The organism is Nonomuraea sp. NPDC050783 (assembly GCF_040802095.1).
Taxonomy (GTDB): Bacteria; Actinomycetota; Actinomycetes; order Streptosporangiales; family Streptosporangiaceae; genus Nonomuraea.
Map to the genome: position 1 here is coordinate 666601 of NZ_JBFAHK010000003.1, position 20651 is coordinate 687251.

The 20651-nt window shown below is 74.2% G+C and carries 23 protein-coding genes; 10 read left to right on the forward strand and 13 right to left on the reverse strand.

The window, feature by feature from the left end:
• Positions 1–2: 2 nt before the first annotated feature.
• Genes AB0H75_RS11220 through AB0H75_RS11230 form a run of 3 tightly spaced genes read right to left on the reverse strand, consistent with a single transcriptional unit; the run spans position 3 to position 2904 of the window.
• Complete coding sequence (locus AB0H75_RS11220; protein ID WP_367794082.1) at positions 3–1199, reverse strand: cytochrome P450; 1197 nt, start codon at positions 1197–1199, stop codon at positions 3–5.
• On the reverse strand, positions 1196–2152 hold the full coding sequence (locus AB0H75_RS11225) for a phosphotriesterase (RefSeq protein WP_367794085.1): 957 nt from the start codon (positions 2150–2152) through the stop codon (positions 1196–1198). The genes AB0H75_RS11220 and AB0H75_RS11225 overlap by 4 nt, the downstream gene beginning before the upstream one ends.
• Complete coding sequence (locus AB0H75_RS11230; RefSeq protein ID WP_367794088.1) at positions 2137–2904, reverse strand: phytanoyl-CoA dioxygenase family protein; 768 nt, start codon at positions 2902–2904, stop codon at positions 2137–2139. The genes AB0H75_RS11225 and AB0H75_RS11230 overlap by 16 nt, the downstream gene beginning before the upstream one ends.
• Positions 2905–3015: 111 nt before the next feature.
• Here AB0H75_RS11230 and AB0H75_RS11235 point away from each other — a divergent pair, with 111 nt between their 5' ends.
• A complete protein-coding gene (locus tag AB0H75_RS11235; RefSeq protein WP_367794090.1) occupies positions 3016–3933 on the forward strand; it encodes a TIGR03621 family F420-dependent LLM class oxidoreductase in 918 nt (305 codons plus the stop codon).
• Here AB0H75_RS11235 and AB0H75_RS11240 read toward each other — a convergent pair.
• A complete protein-coding gene (locus AB0H75_RS11240) occupies positions 3917–4885 on the reverse strand; it encodes a zinc-binding dehydrogenase (RefSeq protein ID WP_367794092.1) in 969 nt (322 codons plus the stop codon). The two genes, AB0H75_RS11235 and AB0H75_RS11240, sit on opposite strands and share 17 nt — an antisense overlap.
• Positions 4886–4943: 58 nt before the next feature.
• On the opposite strand from AB0H75_RS11240, the gene AB0H75_RS11245 reads away from it, so the two are divergent.
• Entirely contained in the window at positions 4944–5537 is a 594-nt protein-coding gene (locus tag AB0H75_RS11245) for a histidine phosphatase family protein (protein ID WP_367794094.1), read from the forward strand.
• 26 nt (positions 5538–5563) lie between these two features.
• Here the strand turns inward: AB0H75_RS11245 and AB0H75_RS11250 are convergent, their stop codons facing one another.
• The 6 genes from AB0H75_RS11250 to AB0H75_RS11275 all read right to left on the reverse strand — a co-directional run bounded on the left by AB0H75_RS11250 (position 5564) and on the right by AB0H75_RS11275 (position 9041).
• A complete protein-coding gene (locus AB0H75_RS11250; RefSeq protein ID WP_367794096.1) occupies positions 5564–5830 on the reverse strand; it encodes a sigma factor in 267 nt (88 codons plus the stop codon).
• Complete coding sequence (locus tag AB0H75_RS11255) at positions 5830–6768, reverse strand: maleylpyruvate isomerase family mycothiol-dependent enzyme (protein ID WP_367794098.1); 939 nt, start codon at positions 6766–6768, stop codon at positions 5830–5832. Before AB0H75_RS11255 ends, AB0H75_RS11250 begins: the two co-directional genes overlap by 1 nt.
• 20 nt (positions 6769–6788) lie before the next feature.
• Positions 6789–7559: a hypothetical protein gene (locus AB0H75_RS11260; RefSeq protein ID WP_367794101.1), complete on the reverse strand. Its 771-nt coding sequence runs from the start codon at positions 7557–7559 to the stop codon at positions 6789–6791.
• 45 nt (positions 7560–7604) lie between these two features.
• Positions 7605–7862, reverse strand: a complete 258-nt coding sequence (locus tag AB0H75_RS11265) for a hypothetical protein (protein WP_367794104.1) — start codon at positions 7860–7862, stop codon at positions 7605–7607.
• A 120-nt stretch (positions 7863–7982) separates the two neighbouring features.
• The gene (locus AB0H75_RS11270) at positions 7983–8219 is read right to left on the reverse strand and encodes a DUF397 domain-containing protein (RefSeq protein ID WP_020544380.1); all 237 of its coding nucleotides are present in this window, start codon (positions 8217–8219) and stop codon (positions 7983–7985) included.
• The gene (locus AB0H75_RS11275) at positions 8220–9041 is read right to left on the reverse strand and encodes a helix-turn-helix domain-containing protein (protein WP_367794243.1); all 822 of its coding nucleotides are present in this window, start codon (positions 9039–9041) and stop codon (positions 8220–8222) included.
• A 221-nt stretch (positions 9042–9262) separates the two neighbouring features.
• Here AB0H75_RS11275 and AB0H75_RS11280 point away from each other — a divergent pair, with 221 nt between their 5' ends.
• Positions 9263–9766 (forward strand): ATP-binding protein, encoded by a 504-nt coding sequence (locus AB0H75_RS11280; protein ID WP_367794107.1) that lies wholly within the window; start codon positions 9263–9265, stop codon positions 9764–9766.
• A 78-nt stretch (positions 9767–9844) separates the two neighbouring features.
• The gene (locus tag AB0H75_RS11285; protein ID WP_367794110.1) at positions 9845–12268 is read left to right on the forward strand and encodes a helicase-associated domain-containing protein; all 2424 of its coding nucleotides are present in this window, start codon (positions 9845–9847) and stop codon (positions 12266–12268) included.
• 4 nt (positions 12269–12272) lie between these two features.
• Here the strand turns inward: AB0H75_RS11285 and AB0H75_RS11290 are convergent, their stop codons facing one another.
• On the reverse strand, positions 12273–13298 hold the full coding sequence (locus tag AB0H75_RS11290) for an ABC transporter substrate-binding protein (RefSeq protein ID WP_367794113.1): 1026 nt from the start codon (positions 13296–13298) through the stop codon (positions 12273–12275).
• An 85-nt stretch (positions 13299–13383) separates the two neighbouring features.
• Here AB0H75_RS11290 and AB0H75_RS11295 point away from each other — a divergent pair, with 85 nt between their 5' ends.
• Genes AB0H75_RS11295 through AB0H75_RS11305 form a run of 3 tightly spaced genes read left to right on the forward strand, consistent with a single transcriptional unit; the run spans position 13384 to position 16270 of the window.
• Positions 13384–14460 carry a FecCD family ABC transporter permease gene (locus tag AB0H75_RS11295; protein ID WP_367794116.1) on the forward strand — a complete coding sequence of 359 codons (1077 nt, stop codon included), beginning with the start codon at positions 13384–13386 and terminating at the stop codon, positions 14458–14460.
• Positions 14457–15464 (forward strand): FecCD family ABC transporter permease, encoded by a 1008-nt coding sequence (locus tag AB0H75_RS11300; protein WP_367794119.1) that lies wholly within the window; start codon positions 14457–14459, stop codon positions 15462–15464. The genes AB0H75_RS11295 and AB0H75_RS11300 overlap by 4 nt, the downstream gene beginning before the upstream one ends.
• Positions 15464–16270: an ABC transporter ATP-binding protein gene (locus AB0H75_RS11305; protein ID WP_367794122.1), complete on the forward strand. Its 807-nt coding sequence runs from the start codon at positions 15464–15466 to the stop codon at positions 16268–16270. Before AB0H75_RS11300 ends, AB0H75_RS11305 begins: the two co-directional genes overlap by 1 nt.
• 78 nt (positions 16271–16348) lie before the next feature.
• On the opposite strand, the gene AB0H75_RS11310 is transcribed toward AB0H75_RS11305, so the two are convergent.
• Entirely contained in the window at positions 16349–17602 is a 1254-nt protein-coding gene (locus AB0H75_RS11310) for an ArgE/DapE family deacylase (RefSeq protein ID WP_367794124.1), read from the reverse strand.
• A 67-nt stretch (positions 17603–17669) separates the two neighbouring features.
• Here AB0H75_RS11310 and AB0H75_RS11315 point away from each other — a divergent pair, with 67 nt between their 5' ends.
• Together AB0H75_RS11315 and AB0H75_RS11320 are read left to right on the forward strand one after the other, a co-directional pair.
• Positions 17670–18590 carry an endonuclease/exonuclease/phosphatase family protein gene (locus AB0H75_RS11315; protein ID WP_367794126.1) on the forward strand — a complete coding sequence of 307 codons (921 nt, stop codon included), beginning with the start codon at positions 17670–17672 and terminating at the stop codon, positions 18588–18590.
• Between the two features lie 105 nt (positions 18591–18695).
• Positions 18696–19016, forward strand: a complete 321-nt coding sequence (locus tag AB0H75_RS11320; RefSeq protein WP_367794129.1) for a co-chaperone GroES — start codon at positions 18696–18698, stop codon at positions 19014–19016.
• Positions 19017–19064: 48 nt separating this feature from the next.
• On the opposite strand, the gene AB0H75_RS11325 is transcribed toward AB0H75_RS11320, so the two are convergent.
• Positions 19065–19487 carry a TIGR02611 family protein gene (locus AB0H75_RS11325; protein ID WP_367794132.1) on the reverse strand — a complete coding sequence of 141 codons (423 nt, stop codon included), beginning with the start codon at positions 19485–19487 and terminating at the stop codon, positions 19065–19067.
• Between the two features lie 195 nt (positions 19488–19682).
• Here AB0H75_RS11325 and AB0H75_RS11330 point away from each other — a divergent pair, with 195 nt between their 5' ends.
• Positions 19683–20591, forward strand: coding sequence for a phosphotriesterase (locus AB0H75_RS11330; protein WP_367794135.1), 909 nt, complete (start codon positions 19683–19685; stop codon positions 20589–20591).
• The last annotated feature ends 60 nt before the right edge of the window (positions 20592–20651 follow it).

The window sequence follows — 20651 nt, forward strand, 5'->3', positions numbered from 1 at the left end:
CGTCACCACTCCACCCGCAGCGCCGTCAGCCCACGCCCCACCAGCGACCTGCGGTAGGCGATCGGCTCCCCCGGCACCAGCCGCAGCCGGGGCAGGCGCCGGCCGAGCACCTCCAGCGCGGTCCGCAGTTGCAGCCGGCCCAGCGCCGCGCCCACGCAGAAGTGGATGCCGTAGCCGAACACCAGGTGGTCGGCGGCGTTGGGCCGCCCGGCGCGGAAGCGCTCCGGTTCGGGGAAGACGCTCTCGTCGTGCCCGGCGGAGTCGGTGGACAGCAGGACCAGGGCGCCGCGCGGAATGGTGACGCCGTGCAGGGTGACGTCCTCGGCGGCGTACCGGAACGAGCCGAGCGAGGCGCCGTCGATGCGCATGCACTCCTCGGCGGCGGCGCCGGTCAGCGGCGGCGGCACCGGCCAGGCGCCCTCCCGCAGCAGCCGCAGCACGGCGTTGCCGAGCTGGTTGGGGACGGTGTCGTTGCCGCCGAGCAGGATCGTGGAGATCAGCTCGACGACCTCGCGGTGCGTCAGCTCGTCCCCGATGAGCGAGGTCATGAGGGAGGTGAAGTCGTCGCGCGGGGCCTTGGCGCGGGCGGCGACGAGCCGGTCCACGTAGTCGAGATAGGCGAGGAAGCCCTCGGCGAGTTCGAGCTGGCGGGCGGGCGGCTGCGGCGACAGGAAGAGCTGGAACCAGTCCTTGACGCGCGCCTGCACGAACGCCTCGTCGGCCTCCGGCACGCCGATGAAGCGGGCGGTCAGCCTGACGGACGGCTCGTGCCCGATCTCGGCCACGAAGTCGGCCGTGCCGCGCGGGGCGAGCCGGTCGAGGAGGTCCTCGTTGAGCCGCTGGAAGGTCTCCCGCAGGGCGGCGACCGCGCGCGGCGTGAACGCCCGCGACACCGACCGGCGCAGCCGGGTGTGGTCGGGCGGGTCCACGTTGGCGACGAAGCTGGACAGGAACGAGCCGTGCTCGCCCAGCTTCGCCCGGGTCTCGGCGGTCAGGCTGCGGGAGATCGTCAGCGAGCCCCGGGAGGAGAAGCGCCGGGGGTCGCCGTAGGCGGCCCGCACGTCGGCGTGGCGGGTCAGGACGTGGGCCCGCAGGTGCTCGCTCCAGAACACCGGCGCCTCGCGCCGCAGCCTGGCCAGGAACGGGTACGGGTCCGCGACGTGCCAGTCCGCGCCGACGTCGAAGTCAGAGGGGGTCATCGGAGGATCTCCCGCGGGTTGCCGACGAGCATCTGATGGATCTGGCCGTCCGTGACGCCCCGCTCGCGCAGCTCGGGCAGGACGTCGCGGGGGATGTGCAGCAGGTGGTAGTTCGGGTGGCGGCGGCGGACGACCTCGGCGTCGAAGCGGTCGTTGAAGCAGTACGAGTCGTGGCCCAGCACCATCCGGCCGGCGTGCCCGCGCGCGCACAGCTCCGCCACCACGGCCACCCGCTGCTCGAACGGCGCGATGGTGTCGATGCCGAAGCGGTCCATGCCCAGATAGGACCCGCCCGCGATCAGCTCCTCCAGGTACGCCAGGTCCGCCGAGTCGCCCGCGTGCCCGATCACCACCCGTCCCGGGTCCACGCCGAGCGAGACGAGCAGCCGCTGCTGCTCCAGCCCGCCCCGGGAGGCGCTGTGCGAGTGGGTGGTGATCGGCGCGCCGGTCTCCAGGTGCGCCTCGGCGACCGCCCGGAACACCCGCTCGCAGCCCTTGGTCATCCCGAGGTGGTCGGAGGCGCACTTGAGCATGGCGGCCTTGACGCCGGTCCTGCCGATGCCCTCGGTGAGGTCGCGGACGAAGAACTCGGCCAGCCGGTCCGGCCCGCCGAACAGCGAGCCCGGCCCCCGGTTGGCGAAGTACGGCGGCAGCGCGTCGTAGGTGTAGAGCCCGGTCGCGGCCACGATGGTGAGGCCGGTCAGCTCGGCCACCCGCTGCACCGAGGGGAGGTGGCGGCCGAGCCCCACCACGGTCAGGTCCACGATGGTGTCGATGCCCTCGGCCTTGAGCGCGTCGAGCTTGGCCGCCGCCTCCCGGGCCCGCGGCTCGGGGTCCCAGCCCTCGGGGATGTCCGGCCAGTTCCACAGGATCTCCGGGCTGAGCCCGAAGACGTGCTCGTGCATGAGGGTCGCCCCGAGGTCGGCGACCGGCCCCGTCACGGTCTCGGGCACGGGAACCTCTCGTGCTCGAAGGGCCGGTTGACCTCCAGTCCGAGCCCGTCGGTCTGCCGGTAGGGCAGCCCGGTGTAGAGGGCGTCGGCGTCGAAGTAGGTGACGGTGAACGACAGCCGCGGCCGGTCGTGCCGGTTGGCGGGCGCGCCGTGCACGGTCAGCGCGTGGTGCGCGGTCGCGTCGCCGGCCCTGAGGTCGAGCGGCGGCGACAGCTCCAGCTCCTTGAGCCACGGGTGCTGGCTGAGCTGGTCGTCGCCGGGCCGTACGAAGCTGCGCCCGAGCAGGCCGTAGCGGTGGGAGCCGTCGTAGAAGCGCAGGGAGCCCATGTCGGCGGGCACGTCGGCGAGCGCCAGCCAGACGGTGAGCATGGCTGAGCGGTCCATCGGCATCCAGGGGAAGTCCTGGTGGAACTGGGTGGCGCCGTGCTCGCCCGCCTCCTTGACCAGGAGGTTGGTGACCTGGACGCGTACCGCGCGCACGCCGTGCAGCAGCCGGGTGGCGTTGCGGCCCATCCGGGGGCTCAGGGCCAGCGCGGCGAAGTGCTCGTCCCCGGCCGCGACGTCCCTGGACTGGCCGAACGCCCGGTCCACCGGCGTCCGCCCGCTCCGCTCCCGGCCGGCCAGGTGGGCGAGGGCGCGCTCGCGCAGCCCGGCGGCGGCGCCGGGGTCGATGAGCCGGCCGAGCCGCACCCAGCCGTGCTCGTGGAAGAAGGCCGCCTCGTCGTCGGCGACCTCGCGCACGGGGATCTCCATGCGCCCCAGTCTGGCACCTGAACAAGCGCTTGGTAAGAAGTAATCGCGCGGCCCCCGCCCGGGCCGCGCTACAGTCTCTACACAAGCGCTTGCTCAAAACCGGGAGGGGCCGTGCGGCCGTTCAGGTTCGGGGCCGTGCTCCGCGAGGCGGAGTCCGGCAGGGCGTGGGCCGACAAGGCCCGCCGGCTGGAGGCGTCCGGGTTCGACGTGCTGCTGGTGCCCGACCACCTGACCGGGACGCGCCTCGCGCCCCTCGCCGCGCTCACCGCCGCCGCCTGCGCCACCGAGCGGCTGCGCGTCGGCACCCTGGTGCTCGCCAACGACTTCCGCCACCCCGCCGTCCTGGCCAAGGAGGCGGCCACCCTGGACCTGCTGTCCGGCGGGCGGCTGGAGGTCGGGCTCGGCACCGGCTGGATGGCGGCCGACTACGCGGGGGCCGGGCTGGCGCTGGAGCCGCCCGGGGTCCGCGTCGAGCGGCTGCGCGAGGCCGTCGCCGTGCTCAAGGGCCTGTGGGCGGGCGGGCCGTTCCGCTTCACCGGCCGGCACTACCGCCTCGGCGGGCTCGACCAGCGGCCCAGGCCCGTGCAGCGCCCGCACCCGCCGCTGCTGCTCGGCGGCGGCGGGCCGCGCGTGCTGCGCCTGGCGGCCGAGCAGGCCGACGTGGTGAACATCGGCACCCGGGTACGCCCCGACGGCGGCGGCCCCGACGCCCGCGACGGCGGCCTGGAGGCGTTCCTGGCCAAGCTGCGCCACGTGCGGGCGGCGGCCGGCGACCGCTACGACCGCCTGGAGCTGGGCACGAGCGTCATGCAGGTGGGCGAGCGCAAGGCGGAGGAGCCCTGGAGCGCGGCCGACAGCTCGGCGCTGGACGGGACGCCCCAGGTCCTCCTCGGCACCCCCCGCGACATCGCCGACAAGCTGCGCCACTGGCGCGACGAGCACGGCGTGTCCTACTTCGTCGTCCACCACGAGCGCGACCTGCCCGCCTTCACCGCCGCCGCCGAGGAGCTGGCTACGGCACCAGGATGACCTTGCCCACGGTGTCCCTGCCCTCCAGCGCCGCGTGCGCCGCGGCCGCCTCGGCCAGCGGGAACGCCTGCACCGCCGGCGTCAGCCGGCCCTCCGCCGCCGCCTCCAGCGCCAGGGCCCGCAGGTCGGCCATGCCCCTGTCGCGCCCCAGCAGGTGGCCGATGCCGTCGAGCACCCGGATCCCCCGGCCGGCGGCCTCCTCCGCGCCCGGGGCGAACCACTCCCCCGACGCGGAGCCGAACATCACGTACCGCCCGCCCCCGCCGAGCAGCCCGTACGCGGCCCGCCCCAGCTCCCCGCCCACCCCGTCGAAGACCACGCCGACCTCGCCGAACGCCTCCCGCACCAGCTTGTCCCAGCCGGGCTGCCGGTAGTCCACGGCCAGGTCGGCGCCCAGCCCGGCGACCCGCGCGGCCTTGGCCGGGCCGCCGGCCGCGCCCACCACCCGCGCGCCGGCGCGGCGGGCGTGCTGCACGAGCAGCGTGCCGACGCCGCCGGCCGCCGCCGTGGCCAGCACCACGTCGCCGGGGCCGACGGGGGCGAGCTCCAGCAGGCCGAGCGCGGTCGCGCCGGTGGTGATCATCGCGACGGCCGCGCCGAAGTCCAGGGAGCCGGGCAGCTCGGTCAGGGAGCCGGCCGGGGCCACGGCGAGCGAGGCGTAGCCGCCGGAGCCGGTCCCGGCCGTCACCACCCGCCGGCCCACCAGCTCCGCGGGCACGCCCTCGCCCGCCGACTCCACCACGCCGGCCACCTCCGAGCCGAGCACGGCGGGCAGGGCGGGCGCGGGGTGCGGCCCCACGCCCTTGCCCTGGCGGAGCAGGGTCTCGATGAAGTGCAGCCCGGCGGCGCGCACGGCGATGCGCACCTCTCCCGGTCCCGGCAGCGGGTCGGGAAGGGTTTCCAGGCGGAGGTTCGCGGCGGGCCCGTACGCGTGCAGTCTGATGGCGTCCATGCCGTCCACCCTGCTACCTCAAGCTTGGTTGAGGTCAACCGTCAGGAATGATGGAGGCATGAACGAGATGCTGCTGCTCCGGCACGGTGAGACCGAGTGGAGCAAGGCGGGCAAGCACACCGGACGCACGGACCTGCCTTTGACGGAGCACGGCGAGGAGCAGGCCAGGGCGCTGGCCCCGCTGGTCAAGAGGGCCGGCTTCGACCTGGTGCTGGTCTCCCCGGCCCGGCGCGCGCGCCGCACGGCGGAGCTGGCCGGCCTGGACGGCTACGAGGTGGACCCCGACCTGTGGGAGTGGGACTACGGCGGCTACGAGGGCATCACCACGCCGCGGATCCGCGAGACCCGTCCCGGCTGGTACCTGTGGCGCGACGGCGTGGTGCCCGGCGACGCCGACCACCCCGGCGAGAGCGCCGCCGAGGTGGGCGCGCGCGCCGACCGGGTGATCGAGCGGGCCCGGGCGGCGGAGGGGCGGGTGGCGCTGGTGGCGCACGGGCACTTCCTGCGCGTCCTGGCCGCGCGGTGGCTCGGGCTGGAGCCGGAGGGCGGCAGGCTGCTCAAGCTGGACACCGGCACCTACTCGCGGCTCGGCTACGAGCACGACGAGCCGGTGCTGCTGGCCTGGAACGCGCCGATCGTCCCGGCCTGCTGACGCCCTTCACGGCAGGCCGGGAGCCCTCATCCGCTGACCCGTACGCGCAGGGCCGACTCGTGCAGGGCCCTGCCGACCAGCCAGCCGCGCAGCGAGCCGAGGCGGGGGTCGTAGGCCAGGGGCTGCTCCCACAGGGAGACGAACACGTCCTGGGTGACCTCCTCGGCGTGCTCGCGGCTGCCGGTGACCGTCATCGCGACGCCGTACACGTGGGCGCCGTGCTCGTCGTAGGCCGAGGCCAGCGCGTCGAGGTCGCCCGCGGCCAGCCGGGCGCGCAGGTCGCCGTCCGCCATCAGTCACATCCCAACGTCGAGGCGGCCCGGACCAGGTCGCGGGCGAGCGCGGGGTCGCCCTCCGCCGCGTACGGGAAGGCGTCGGGCGGCCACCGCCCGGCCATCAGCCGGCAGAAGTCCACGGCGTCGGCCGAGACGAGCACGGCCACGTGGTCGGAGGCGGGCGACAGCGGGATCGTCCAGGTGCCGCCGCCGGGGCCGGTGAGCACCACGGTCACCGAGACCCCCCGGCGCGGGCCCTTGAACGCGCGTGGCAGCAGCGCCAGCCCGAACTCGGCGATCAGGCGCACGTGCCCGTCGCGCGGCGCGGCCCGGGAGCGGCCGGTGGCGGCCCTGATGTCGTCGGCGTGCGTCCAGGTCTCGAACGTGCGCTGGACGAGGGCCTGGCGCAGCGGCGCGCGGGACGGGCGGGCGCCGGCCAGCGCCACCTCGACGCCGAGCAGCACCTCGGTGCCGGCCGAGACGCGTTCGAGCAGGACGCCGGCCTGCTCGCGCCAGCGCCGCTGCGTGCCCGCTGCGCCCCCGGCGAGGACGGCGGGCGGGACGGCGGCGGACGGGGCGGCGGACAGGGTGACGGGCGGGGCGCCCATGAAGCGGGCGACGACGGCGTCGTTGGCCATCAGGTGCTCCACCAGGCCGGCGACCGTGCCGTGCCGGGGGACCGGGGCGTCCCACTGCTCGCCGCGCAGGCCGCCCAGCAGGTCGTCCATGAGCGCCACCTGCTCGGCGTAGGGCACCGCGACGGTGGCCACCCCCAGCAGGGCGGGGCTGCGCCGCCGGCGCGCCTTGGACAGCACCGCCTCGCGCAGCGTGGGCGGGGGCGCCGGCGCCGGCGCCGGCGCCGACTGGTCGAGCAGCGCGATCGCCGCCCTGCAGTGCGGGCACGCGGCGACGTGGTCGTCGGCGGTCCACCCGTCGAAGGGGTACGCGTCCGTCATGGCCACCTCCGCGACCGACGCTAGGCCAGCGGCTGGCCCTGCGGGCTCCCGGGTGCCAGCCGGCAGCCGGGGAACGGTGCCAGCAGCGTCTCACGCCAGGGGCCGTCGAGATAGTCGCGCGCCCGTTTTGCCCAGTCGAGCAGCCGGGAATCGGGCGCGACCTCGTCGTCGAGGCCCAGGGCGGCGTCGCGGGCCCGCTGGGTGGCCAGGTGGTCGTCGAGCGAGACGGCCCAGAGCGTGACCGCCTCGGTGTCGCAGAACAGCACCTCGTACAGGCCGGTCAGGGTGTGCCCGTGCTCGGCCAGCAGCGGGGCCCGCTCGGCGCGCACGGCGGCGAGGTAGTCGAGCGCGGCGCCGGGCCGGACGCGGGCGCTCTCGAACAGGAACAGCTCGGCGGCCGGCGCCCCGGCCAGCGGCGGGCAGCCGGGCGCGGCGCCGAGCGGCCGGGAGAAGGCGGAGAAGCGCACGTCGTCGATGTCGGACAGGAACAGCCGCTCGTCCACCCCGCGGTAGATCTCCATCATCTGCCGCCAGCCGCCGTCCCACCCGCCGTGGCAGTCCCAGAGCGTGACGGCCTTGAACTGCGGGTGGCCGGTGATGCCGACGGCGTAGAAGGCGCCGACGAGGTCGATCTCGCGCGACCTGATGGACGTGCCCGCGGTGAGCTCGGGCGCCTCGCGCGAGCGGTCCTCCCGCTTGTACGCCGTCAGCCAGGTCAGGTAGTCCAGCGGCCGCCGGGAGTTCATCGGCCGGAAGTCGACCTCTTCGAGCAGGTGGATCGCGCGCCGCACTCGCCGCCTCCTCTACCAAGCGGTTGCTTGGCATGACGATAGCCGTCAGGCGGGCGCCTGGGAAGGCTGCGGTCCCCGGCCGGTGAGCCACTCCAGCACCCGGCGGTGCCCGGAGGCGGCGTCCTCGAAGTGGCCCCAGTGCCAGTAGCGGGGCTGGTCGCGGATGCCGGTCACCCAGGTCCGGTAGGAGACCGCGGCGCCCGTGGCGGCGGGCGCGACCCCATATGTGCGGATCACGACCTTGCCGCCCGGCGCGAACAGCACGTCGTCGGCGATCGGATACAGCGTCATCTGATCGAGCATGAGCCGAATCCTGGCCGGTCGACGAGGCCGGGCGGTTACGCCGTCGGCGCGCCGCCGTTAAGCGGGCGCGCCGGATGCTAACAGCGTGTTAAATGAGGACGATTCCGGACGGGGAAGGGGTCAGACGAGCAGGCCGTCGAACTCGCCGTCCTTGACCCCGAGCACCAGGGCCCGGATCTCGTCACGGGTATAGATGAGCGCGGGGCCGTCGGGGAAGCGCGAGTTGCGCACCGCGATCCCGCCGTCGGGCAGCTCCGCGAGCTCGACGCAGTTGCCCTGCGAGTTGCTGTAGCGGCTCTTGCGCCACGCGACCTCGGTCAGGTCGGTCGCGGGCATGCCGTTGTAGGTCTGGTTCATCTACATCTTTCTGAGAAGACCGCCGATGAGCTCGACGGTGCCCCCTGGCGTGGTGCTCTCCACGCACAACTGCTCCATGGCCGTGAGGTACGGATCGATGTCCTCACGCTTGTCCAGGTACAGGGCACCCCAGAGCTGCTCGACGTAGACAACGTCCGACAAGTCGGACTCGGGAAACCGCAAGATGCTGAACGCACCCCCTTCGGCGGCGTGCTTGCCGTACCTGAAGGGCATCACCTGGATCGTGATGTTGGGCAGGGCGGCGACCTCCAGCAGATGCTGGAGCTGCTCGCGCATGACCTCCCGCCCGCCGATGGTCCGCATGAGCGCCGCCTCGTCGATGACCGCCCACAACTTCGGGCCGTCCTTCTGGGTGAAGCGCTCCTGGCGCTGCATGCGCATGTGCACGCGGCGCTCGATTCTGTCCGGGCCAGCGTCGGGGTTGCCCAGCTCGTAGACCGATCGCGCGTACGCGGCCGTCTGCAGCAGGCCGGGCACGAACTGCACCTCATAGGTACGGATCACGCTCGCGGCCTCCTCCAGGCCCACGTACGTCGTGAACCATGAGGGCAGCTCGGCGGAGTACTTGTGCCACCACCCGGGGGTGTTGGCCTCGCGAACCATCTCCAGCAGGGCTCGGCGTTCGGCATCGTCCACGACGCCGTACAAGGTGAGCAGGTCTTCCACGTCACGTGTCTTGAAACCGACGCGCCCGAGCTCCATGCGGCTGATCTTGGACTCGGAAGCCCGGATGTGGAATCCGGCCTGTGCACGGTCGAGCCCGCTGGCCTCACGCAGGCGCCTGAGACTCGCCCCCAGCATGATGCGCCGAACGGTCGAACCGGAACCGGGCGGATCAATGGACACGTGCTGCTCCTTGGTCGTTTCGTTACGACACAGTCTGTCACTTCACGGCCGAAAGATCATGACCGCGGACAAGATCCCCTTTCCCCCTCATTGAGCATTTGATGGCAACCGTAGCGTGTGCAAAGGGTGTCTGCACGTGCATTCGCTCTTGCACCTGCACGAGAGTTTGGCGCAGAATGATCTACGTGCAATCCACCACGGCGTCCAGCCAGTGGACCACGTTCGATTGGTGGCCCCCGGTCGGCTGGTGGCCGGAGGCGGCTCGCGACCTGCTGACCCCAGGCCCGTCCGCGAGCGCCACGTTCGTGCTCCCGCCCACCCCCGCCTCGGTCCACTCCGCCCGCAGCTTCACCACGGGCGTCCTGACCGGATGGGGGCTGTCCGAGCTCGCCGACAACATGGAGCTGGTGGTCTCGGAGCTGGCCACCAACGCGCTGCGGCACGGCCTGCGCCTGGACGAGCCCCGCCGCGGATGCCCCGTCCACATGTCCCTCGTCCGCCACGGCTCCCTGGTGACCAGCGCTTTCACCGATCCCGGGTCCTCGGTTCCGGTGCTGCGATACCCTGGCCCCCTCGACACCGGCGGCCTCGGACTCCACATCGTCGAATCGCTCAGCCTCCGCTGGGGCTGGTCCGCACTCGCGCCCCACGGAAAGATCGTCTGGGCAGTCCTCTCCTGACCGGGGGTGATCTGCATTACCGTGGATGGTCATGGCTCACGGTGAGTCCCGCGCGCGACCCCATGAGAGTGCTGACAGATGGAAGATCACCTGCTCGGCTGGCTGCGAACACTTGACGAAGACAGGCTTGCCCGCATCCTCGCGAACAGGCCCGACGCCATCGCGCCGCCGTGGCCGCGCCGGCTCGACACCCTCGCCCAGCGCCTGAGCGACGGCCTCGCCGTGACGCGGACCCTGCAACGGCTGCCGCTGCCCTGCCTCCAGCTCGCCGAGGCCGCCCTGGCCGTCGCCGACCCCACCGCCGACCGGTTGGCCGCCTTCGTCGGCGCCCCGCCCGGCGTGGTGGCCCCCTGGCTCGACCAGCTCTGCGACCACGCCCTGGCCTGGCCGGACGACAGCGGAGTGATCCACCTCGCCGACGGCGTGACCCACTACTGGACCGCCCCGCTCGGCCTCGGCGAGCCGCTCGACCACTACCTCAACTCCTGGACCATCAGCAACGACGCCCTGCGCGCCCTGGCCCGCAACCTCGGCCTGCCCGCCCAGGGCCACAAGCGCCGCATGATCGGCCGCGTGGCCGAGGTGCTCGGCGACGCCGACCGGCTCCGCGCCCTGCTGCGCGACGCCCCCGCCGGCACCGCCGAGCTGCTCGACCGCTTCGCCTGGGAGGGGCCCTCGCTGCCGGTGGACGGCGGCCGGTTCGTGGTGCGCGGCACCCCGGAGAAGTGGTGCGCCGACCACGGCCTGCTGTTCCGGCCGAGCTGGCACGTCGCCGAGATCGCCCGCGAGGTCGCCGTCTGCCTGCGCGGCCCCGGCTACCACCCGCCGTTCACGCCCGAGCCGCCCGAGGTCGCCACCCTGCCCGTCGACCCCGAGGAGGTCGACCACCTCATGACGCTGGCCGCGCCGCACGTCGTCGAGCGCTGCGCGGCCCTGCTCGACAACGCCTCCAAGACCCCGCTGCCGCTGCTCAAGCACGGCGGCGTCGGCGTGCGCGAGGTGCGCAGGCTGGCCAAGGAGACCGGCTGCGACGAGGACGAGACGCGCCTGCTGCTGGAGGTGTGCACCGTCGCCCGGCTGCTGGCCTGGGACGAGGCGTCCGGCGGCCTGGTGCCCACCGAGCGCTTCGACCGCTGGCGCCTGGACGAGGGCGCGGCCCGGCTGCGCGTGCTGCTGTCGGCCTGGTGGCGCATGGAGCGCTCGCCGCTGCGCAGGACCGACGGCCGCTACGGCACCGTGCTCGGCGACGACGCCACGCAGGCCGTCGCCCTGGTCCGCCGCGCGGTGCTGCCGGTGCTGGCCGGCCTGCCCGCCGGCACCGCGTTCGCCGACCGCGCCGGCCTGCTCGCCGCCGTCCACTGGCACGCCCCGCTGCTGGACCGGCGGCTCCTGCTCGACTGCGGGCCCGCCGTGCTCGACGAGGCCGGCCTGCTCGGCCTGCTGGCCAACGGCGCGCTCACCGACCTCGGCCGCGCCCTGGCCGGCCTGACCGCCCACCCGGGCGACGAGCGCGACGACGCCGTCCCGATGGTCGAGCACGACCCGGCGCTCGTCGAGGCCGCCACCCGGGCCCTGGCCAGCGTGCGGCGCAGCGCCCTGTTCGGCCCCGACCTGACCGCCGTGGTCACCGGGCCGCCCTCGGCCGAGCTGGCCGCCCTGCTCGACCGGGTCGCCGAGCGCGAGTCGCGCGGCGCCGCCTCGGTGTGGCGCTTCACCGCCGACAGCGTGCGCCGCGCCCTCGACCGCGGCCACGACCCCGACGACCTGCTCGACGAGCTGGCCGCCGTCGGCGCCGTCCCGCAGCCGCTGGAATACCTGGTCCGCGACACCGCCCGCCGGCACGGCGAGGTCACCGTCACCACCGTCGGCTGCGTCATCCAGGCCGGCGACCCGGTCCTGCTCGCCGAGATCGCCGGCCACCGCAGGCTGGCCCGGCTGGGCCTGCGCCTGCTCGCCCCCACCGTGCTGGTCAGCGCGGCCGGGGCCGAGCGCACGCTGGAGGCGCTGCGCGAGGCCGGCTACGCGCCGGTGCCCGTCTCCGACACCGGCGAGATCACCATCCGGCGCGTCCGCGCCGCCGAGCCGGCCGGCGTCGGCGAGCCCGGCGCGGGCAAGCTGATCCTGCTGCCCGGCGGCCAGGTGGCCGAGCTGTCCGGCGCCGATCTGGAGGCCCCGCCGCACCTGCTGGCCGAGCCGCCGCCCGACCCCCGCGAGCACGCCCGCCGCCTGCTGGCCGCCGGCCGCGCCGAGGCCGAGCGGAGCGGGCGCACGTGGGCCGTGATCGGCCGGATGGCCACCCGCCTGCCGACGGCGCAGCAGTCCCTGCTCGGTTTCGTCGTCGATCGGGGCGTGCGCGCCGGCATCACGCTCACCGGCGGCCTGACCGCCACGATCAGCCACGGCGAGCTCAGGGGCGGCGCGCTGGACGCCTGGTGCGAGGAGGCGGGCGACTACCTGGAGTTCCCCCTCGCCGAGATCATCGAGGTCAGGAACGTTTTCTGAGCGGCTAACCGAGCGGCTTGGCCTTCTTCAGGTTGGCCACCAGCTCCTCCAGGAAGGTGGCGTAGCCCTGGTAGCTGAAGGGCGCCTCGGCGGACCACGGGTAGAGCTGGCCGGCCTTGACGGCGGGGAGCTTGGCGAAGGTGGGCTTCTTCATCATCTCCTCGGGCTTCAGCGCCTGGGTACGGGTGTCGTAGAGGATGACGTCGGCCTCGTACTCGTCGGCGTTCTCCCAGCTCAGGGTCTGGAAGAAGCCGCCCTCGTCCACCTTCTCCGGGGTGACGACGTTGAGGCCGGCCGAGGTGAGGTGCACGATGTCGGGGTACTCGGGCGGGTTGACGATCCAGAAGGCGTCCGCGCCGCCGGAGACCATGAGGACCTTGAGGTCCTTGAACTGGGCCAGCTCCTTGGTGGCGGCCTCCATGCGGGCCTTGGCCTCGGGCACGCCGGCCATGTCGGCGCCGAGTGACCTGGCCAGCTCCTCGTAGCGGCCGATCACCTCGGTGGCGCTCTTGCCGGTGAGCATGATGCCGGCGGTCGGGGCGACCTGCTCGATGGTGTCCTTGGACTTCTCGGGTACGTACCAGAGGGTGCCCTTGACGTACATGCTGCTGACCAGGAGGTCGGGCTGGAGCGCGATGTACTGCTCGACGTTGAACTCGTCCCAGACGTTGCCGAGGCCCTGGACCTTGGTGATGTCGACGTTGCCGACCTGCGGGTCCTTGCTGCCGTCCTTGAGCTTGTGCGGGCCGAAGACCGCGACGGGGCGCACGCCGAAGTCCCACAGGGCGGCGGCGGCGCCGACCTGGGCGACGACCCTGGAGGGCGTCTTGGGCAGGTCGAGCTTCTTGCCGCGGTCGTCGGTGAACGTCCAGCGCTGGGCGGAGGGGGCGGCCGGGCCCGTGGAGGCGGCGGAGCCCCCGGGGGCCGCCGTGGTGCCGCCGCCGTCGCCGCACGCCGCCAGTGTCAGGGCCGCCGCGAGTCCTGCCGTGGCCGACAGGAATCCTCTGCGCGCCAGTACCGGTCCCGACATGTAGATCTCCTAAGGATAGGCTTGCCTCGTTACTAGGCCATTAGATTAGCCTTGCCTAAGTTTGAGTGCGACGGAAGGGGGTCGGGTGCGCCCGGCTGAGAGAACGGCGGTGCGCGCGGCGGATCCGGCGGACGCGCGGGAGCCGGTCGGGAAGCCGTCCTGGGCGCGGCCCCCCGTGCTCGTCGCGGGGCTCGTGGTCACCCTGGCCGCGCTGGTCCTCATGGTGCTGGCGAGCATCGCGCTCGGCGCGCGGTCGGTGCCGCTGCCCACGGTGATCGACGCCTTCCTCGCGCCGGACGGCTCCAACGACCACACCGTCATCCGGGAGCTGCGGGTGCCGCGCACCCTGCTCGGCCTCGGCGTGGGCGCCACGCTCGGCCTGGCCGGCGCGCTCATGCAGAGCCTGACCCGCAACCCCCTCGCCGACCCCGGCCTGCTCGGCGTCAACGAGGGCGCCGCGCTCGGCGTCACGCTGGCGCTCGGCCTGTTCGGCGTCACCGACCCCGCCGTCTACGTGTGGTTCGCCTTCGCCGGGGCCGCGCTGGCCGCGGTCATGGTCCACGCCCTGGCCTCCTCCGGGCGGGCCGGCTCGGGGCCGGTCCGGCTCACGCTGGCCGGCGTCGCGCTGGGCATGGTCGCCACGGCGCTGTCCTCGGCGATCCTGCGCATGGACCAGCAGTCCTTCGACCGGATGCGGTTCTGGCTGACCGGGTCGCTGGCCGGGCAGACCTCCGACGTGCTGGTACGGCTGGCGCCGTTCATGGTGGCCGGGCTGGCGCTCGGCCTGGCGCTGGCCCGGCCGCTCAACGCGCTCGCGCTCGGCGACGACGCGGGGCGCGCGCTCGGCGTCTCGATCGGCCGCACCCGCGCGCTGACCGGCGTGGCCGTCACGCTGCTGTGCGGGGCGGCGACCGCGGCCGCCGGGCCGCTGTGGTTCGTGGGGCTGATCGTGCCGCATGCGGTGCGCGCCCTGGTGGGGCCGGACCAGCGGTGGGTGCTGCCGTACTCGGCGCTGGCCGCGCCGGTGCTGCTGCTCGGCGCCGACGTGGTGGGCCGGCTCATCGCCCGGCCGGGAGAGGTGCAGGTGGGGATCGTGTGGGCGGTGATCGGCGCGCCGATCTTCATCCTGCTGGCCCGGCGCAGGCGGGTGGCGGCGCTGTGAACGTCCGCATCGGCCCCCTTTCGGTACGGCTCGCGCCGCGCGCCCTGCTCGTGAGCGTCTGCCTGGTCCTGATCGGCCTCGCGGTCACCGTGGCCGCGCTGGCGACGGGCGAGTTCACCGTGCCCGTGCCGGACATCGTCCAGGCGCTGTTCGGCCAGGGCCCGCCGGTCGCCGAGCTCATCGTGAGCAAGCTGCGCGCGCCGCGCGTGGTGACCGGGCTGCTGGTCGGCGCGGCGTTCGGGCTGAGCGGGGCGATCTTCCAGTCGCTCACCAGGAACCCGCTCGGCAGCCCCGACTTCATCGGCTTCACCGCAGGCGCCTCGACCGGCGGCATCCTCGCGGTCGTCGCGGGCGGCTCGGCCATGACGATCGCGGGCGGCGCGATGGCCGGCTGCGTGCTCACCGCCGCCCTGGTGTACGGGCTGGCCTTCCGCGGCGGCGTCCAGGGCTACCGGCTGGTCCTGGTCGGCATCGGGGCCAACGCGCTGCTGCTGGCGGTCAACTCGTACCTGCTGACCCGGGCCAACATCAACGACGCCGCCACCGCCGGGGCCTGGCTGACCGGCAGCCTCAGCGGGCGCGGCTGGGACCACGCGATCCCGGTGGCGCTGGCGCTGGCCGTGCTGGCGCCGGTGTGCGTGCTCCTGTCCCGCCCGATGCGCATGATCGAGATGGGCGACGACGCGGCCAGGGCGATGGGCGTCCGGGTCGAGCCGGTGCGGGCCCTCGCCATCGCGGCCGGCGTGCTGCTGTCCGGGGTGGCCACCGCCGCCGCCGGGCCGGTCATCTTCGTGGCGCTGGCCGCCCCGCAGCTCGCCCGGCGGCTCACCCGCTCCCCCGGCGTCACCATGGGCGCCTCGGCGCTGATGGGCGCCGTGCTGCTGACCGGCGCCGACCTGGCCGCCCAGCGGTTGCTGGCCCCGACCCAGCTTCCCGTCGGCGTGCTGACCGCCGCGATCGGCGGCACGTACCTCGCCCTGCTCCTGCGAAAGGACCGTCACTGATGCCCGATGCGCGTCTGTCCGGCACCGGCCTGACCCTCGCCTACGACCAGCGGGTCGTGGCCACGGACCTCAGCGTGGCGATCCCCGACGCGTCCTTCACCGTGATCATCGGCCCGAACGCGTGCGGCAAGTCCACCCTGCTGCGGGCCCTGGCCCGGATGCTCAAGCCCAAGGCGGGCGCGGTCCACCTGGACGGCAGCGTGATCACCTCGCTGCCGTCGAAGGAGGTCGCGCGCCGGCTCGGGCTGCTGCCGCAGAGCTCGATCGTCCCGGACGGCATCACCGTGGCCGACCTGGTGGCCCGCGGCCGCTACCCGCACCAGCGGCTGATGCGGCAGTGGTCGAAGGCGGACGAGGCGGCCGTGACCGAGGCCATGCGCGCCACCGACGTCACCGAGCTGGCCGAACGGATCGTGGACGAGCTGTCCGGCGGCCAGCGGCAGCGGGTGTGGCTGGCGATGGCGCTGGCGCAGGAGACGCCCATCCTGCTGCTGGACGAGCCCACCACGTTCCTGGACATCTCCCACCAGATCGAGGTGCTCGACCTCTGCGCCGACCTGCACGAGGCGGGCCGGACGATGGTGGCGGTGCTGCACGACCTGAACCAGGCGTGCCGGTACGCCACCCACCTGATCGTCATGCGCGGCGGCACGATCGTGGCCCAGGGCGATCCGGCCGAGATCGTCACCTCCGAGCTGGTCCGCCAGGTCTTCGACCTGCGCTGCGAGATCATCCCCGACCCGCAGTCCGGCACCCCGCTCATCGTCCCGGAGGCGCGCCGCCGCGTCACCCCGGCCTCCGCCTGACCGCCCTGACCGCCCTGACCGCCCTGACCGCCTGACCGCCCTGACCGCCGGCCCGCGCCGATCGCTGCCCCGCGCTGCTCAGCGGGCTCCGCAGCGGCGCACCGCGAGCAGCGCCAGGGCCCGCGTGACCGCGCGCAGCTCGCCGAGGTCCACCTGCTCCCTGGGCGCGTGCGCGTACCGGACGTCCCCGGGGCCGTAGTGCAGGGTGGGGATGCCGGCGCCGGCGTACAGGCGCAGGTCGCTGCCGTACGGGGCGGCCGACTCGGCCGGGCGCGCGCCGGTGGCGTCGGCGACCGCCGCGGCGACCTCGCCGAGCAGCCCGTGCCCGGCGGGCAGCCGGCCGCTGGCGAACTGGCCGCCCGGCCACGTCACCACGGGCGGGTTGTCGCGCAGCCACGGGTGCGCGACCCCCGCGACCGCCTCCTCGAACGCCGCCCGCGCCGCCGCCGGGTCCTCCTCCAGCCGCACGCCGAGCCGCCCCTCGGCGACCAGCAGGTCGGGCACCGTGCTGGCCCAGTCGCCGGCCCGCACGACGCCGATCTCGATCGGGTACGGGACCGGGTTGCCGGCGAACAGGGCGGGCACGTCCCGGTTGCGCTCGGCCTCCAGCCGCCTGATCGCCTCGAACACCGGCCAGAACACCTCGACCGCGTTCACGCCCTCGTACCGGGTGGCGCCGTGCGCGGCCCGCCCGGCGATCTCCAGCCGGAACGTCAGCGCGCCCGCGTTCGCCGTGATGACCGCGCCGCTGGTCGGCTCGGTGATGACCGCGGCCTCGGCGGTGTGCCCCCTGGCCAGGGTGGCGAACGCGCCCAGCCCGCCGTCCTCCTCGCTGATCACGCAGTGCACCGCGAGCGGCCTGGCCAGCCGCACCCCGGCGCGGTGGATCGCCCGGGCCACGGCCAGGTTGGCGACCAGGCCGGCCTTCATGTCGCAGGCACCCCTGCCGTAGAGCACGTCGCCCTCGACGCGGGCGGAGAACGGGTCGCTGCCCGCCCACTTGGCCAGGTCGCCGGTGGGGACGACGTCCACGTGGCCCTGGAGCGCGAGCGCGGGCGGGCCCTCGCCCCCGGTCACGGCGGCGACGCCGTAGCCCTCGGCGCGCGGCGCCTCGGTGCCGGGGAAGCCGGGGCTGGCGGTCAGGGCGGGCAGGTCGAGCTTCCAGACGTCCACGTCCATGCCGGCCTCGCCGAGCAGGCGGGCGAAGCGGTGCTGCAGCTCGGACTCGGCGTCGGTGCCGGTGACGCTGGGGACCCGCACGGTCTCGGCGAGCAGGCGGACGGTCTCGGCCTCGTCGATGGCGTCGAGGACCCTGGCTTCCACGTCGTGCATGGAGCACACCTTATGGGGCGTGAACGCTTCGGGGGACTGATGGTGATACGGGAGTGTGCGGACATGGATGAGCTGGACCGCGGTGACGCCCTTCGTCCTGTGGGCGGCGGTGCGGGTGAGCGGGTTCGAGCCGGGGTGGCCGTGGGTGCCGGTGGTGGCGTACACGCCGTACGCGGCGGGGGCGGCGGCGCTGGGCGGGGTGCTGGCGCTGGCGCTGCGGCGCGTCGCGGCGGGCGGGGCCGCGTTCTGGGCGGTGGTGGTGCTGGCGGCGGCGGTGCTGCCCAGGACGCTCGCCGACGGCGGCCCCCGCGCCGAGGGTCCCGCGCTGCGGGTGCTGGCCGTCAACCTGCTCATGGGGCGGGCCGACACGGCGGAGCTGATGGGCCTGGTCCGGCGGTGGCGTCCGGACGTGCTGACCCTCCAGGAGTTCACGCCCGGCGCGATGCGGCGGCTGGAGGCGGCGGGGGTGCGCGAGGAACTGCCGTACGCGGTGAGCCGGGCGCGCGAGGGCGTCGGCGGCTCGGCCGTCTACGCCCGGCACCCCCTCACCGCCGGCGCGACCATCCAGTACGGCGGGTTCCGCCAGGCGAGGGCCTGGCTGTGGCATCCCGGCGGCGCCCGGGTGGAGATCGTCTCGGTGCACCCGTGCGCGCCCAAGCGGCCGGCCCGCCAGACGTGCTGGCAGGCCGGCTTGGACGCGCTGCCGCGCGGCGGCGCCACGCCGCGGGTGCTGGCGGGCGACTTCAACGCCACGCTCGACCACCTGCCGGTGCGCGCGCTGCTGACCGCCGGCTACGTGGACGCGGCCGACGTCATGGGCCGGGGATTGGCCGCGACCTGGCCGCAGGAGGGCTCCACGCAGCGCTTCCCCGGCGTCGCGATCGACCACGTGCTGGCCGGCGGCGGGACGGCGGTGCGGGACTTCCGGGTGCTCTCGCTGCGCCACACCGACCACCGGCCGGTCTTCGCCGAGCTGCGACTGCCGTGACAGCGGAGGCGGTGGGAAAGCGGAGGCGGTGGTGAAAGTGGAGGCGGGCCGGGAAACGGAGGCGGGCCGGAAAACGGAGGTGGCCACTGCTCGTAGACTTGAGCCGTGGAACAGGCCAAGTTCGAGATTCAGATGCTGCACGACCGGGTCATGATCAAGCTGGAGCCGGAGGTCGAGGAGCGGCGCAGCGGCTCCGGCATCGTCATCCCCGCGACGGTCAAGATGGCCAACCGGCTGGCCTGGGGCGAGGTGTGCGGCGTGGGGACGAACGTGCGCGCGGTCAAGGTCGGCGACAAGGTGCTGTTCAACCCCGAGGACCAGTTCGAGGTGGAGGTGCAGGCCCAGGTCTACCTGGTGATGCGCGAGCGCGACCTGCACGCCGTGGCCACCCAGGAGACCGACCACGGCACCGGCCTCTACCTCTGAGCGACCCCCGGACGCCCGTTGCTGGACGGGCTGTTACTGGACGGGCTGTTACTGGACGAAGCCCCGGGCCAGCTCGACCACGTCGATGCCGACCGTGCGCAGCCCGAGGTAGACGATCGCGGCGGCTGCGGCCACGGTGACGACCAGCACGAGGATGCGGACGGTCCAGCCCTGCCGTTTGTACCACTGTGTCCAGGCGTGCAGCGTGCGCTTGCCGAACTCCAGCACCCTGTGCGCCCAGTGGAACTCCGTGGCCAGCACCGCGAGCCCCGCGAAGACCACGAGCCAGCCCGGGCCCGGGAAGGGCACCATGATGAGCCCGCCCACGACCATGACGGTCCCGATCACGCCGATCACGATCTTCAGGGTCAGCGCGCCCGTGCGGGTGGCTCTGATGCCGTCCAGCCGGCCTTGGAGGCCGCCGCGGCGGCCGGGCATGTCCGAACGGCCGGCGGCCTCTCGCTTGATCATGTCGGCTTCGCCGGTGTCGGAGCTCCGGATCGTCACATTTCCCTCCGGCAGTCGGTGTGCTTCCCAGGATACGGGCCCGGCTGCTGAATCACTTGCAATCGACTAGCAGACCACCAAACCACTCAAACCGTAAAATTTCCGGCCGGAATGGCTGAGAGACCGGCTCCTTCCAGCAAATATCGGTTAATGTCTGCTATGCCCGAGGTTCTGCTTCGTACCGTCACCGGTCCCGTACGCGCCGCCGCCGTCACCGGTGCCGTACTCCCCCACGAGCACCTGCGTACCGACATGCGCTGGGCGGTGGGCATCGACTCCGACCCCCACCGCTGGCTCGACGAGGAGCCGGCCGTCACCGCCGAGCTGCGCGAGCTGCGCCAGTCCGACGACCTCGGCCTCGTGGTGGACCTGACCTGCATGGGCATGGGCCGCGACGCCGCCGCCCTGGCCCGCGTCGCCGCGGGCAGCCGGGTGCCGGTGATCGCCTCGACCGGGCTGTTCGCCGAGCCGTTCGCGGACGTGCGCGACGAGGGCGTGGACGAGCTCACCCGGCGGCTGATGGACGAGATCTCCAGCGGCGTGGACGGCACCGGCGTCTTCCCCGGCGTCATCGGCGAGGTCGGCTCCTGGGGCCCCGAGCCGACGCCGCGCGAGGAGCGCTGCCTGATCGCCGCCGCCCGCGCCGCGCTGCAGTCCCGCCTGCCCGTCGCCACGCACGGCCGCGACGCCCTGGCGCTGCTGGAGATCCTGCTCGGCCACGACCTGCCGGCCGCGCGGGTGGCCGTCGGCTACGCGGGCACGGACCTGGGCGCCGCCCGCAAGATCGCCGAGGCGGGCGCGTACGTGAGCCTCGGCGCCCTCGGGCTCGGCGCCGACCAGGCCGCCAGGATCGCCCTCGCCCTCATCGAGGACGGCCACGCCGAGCGCCTGCTGGTCAGCACGGGCCTCAGCCGGGTCGCGCAGCTCCGCAGGTACGAGGGCCGCGGGTACGCCCACCTGTTCCACGCCCTGCTCCCCCGTCTGCGCGAGGCCGGCACCGGCGAGGACACGATCCGCCTCCTCACCCACGACAACCCGCTGCGGTGGCTGACCTCCGGCTCCGCCTGACCCGGCGGGAGCCGACCGTGCGGGAGGGCTGAAACTCGCTAGGATCGGGGCTACGCGAGC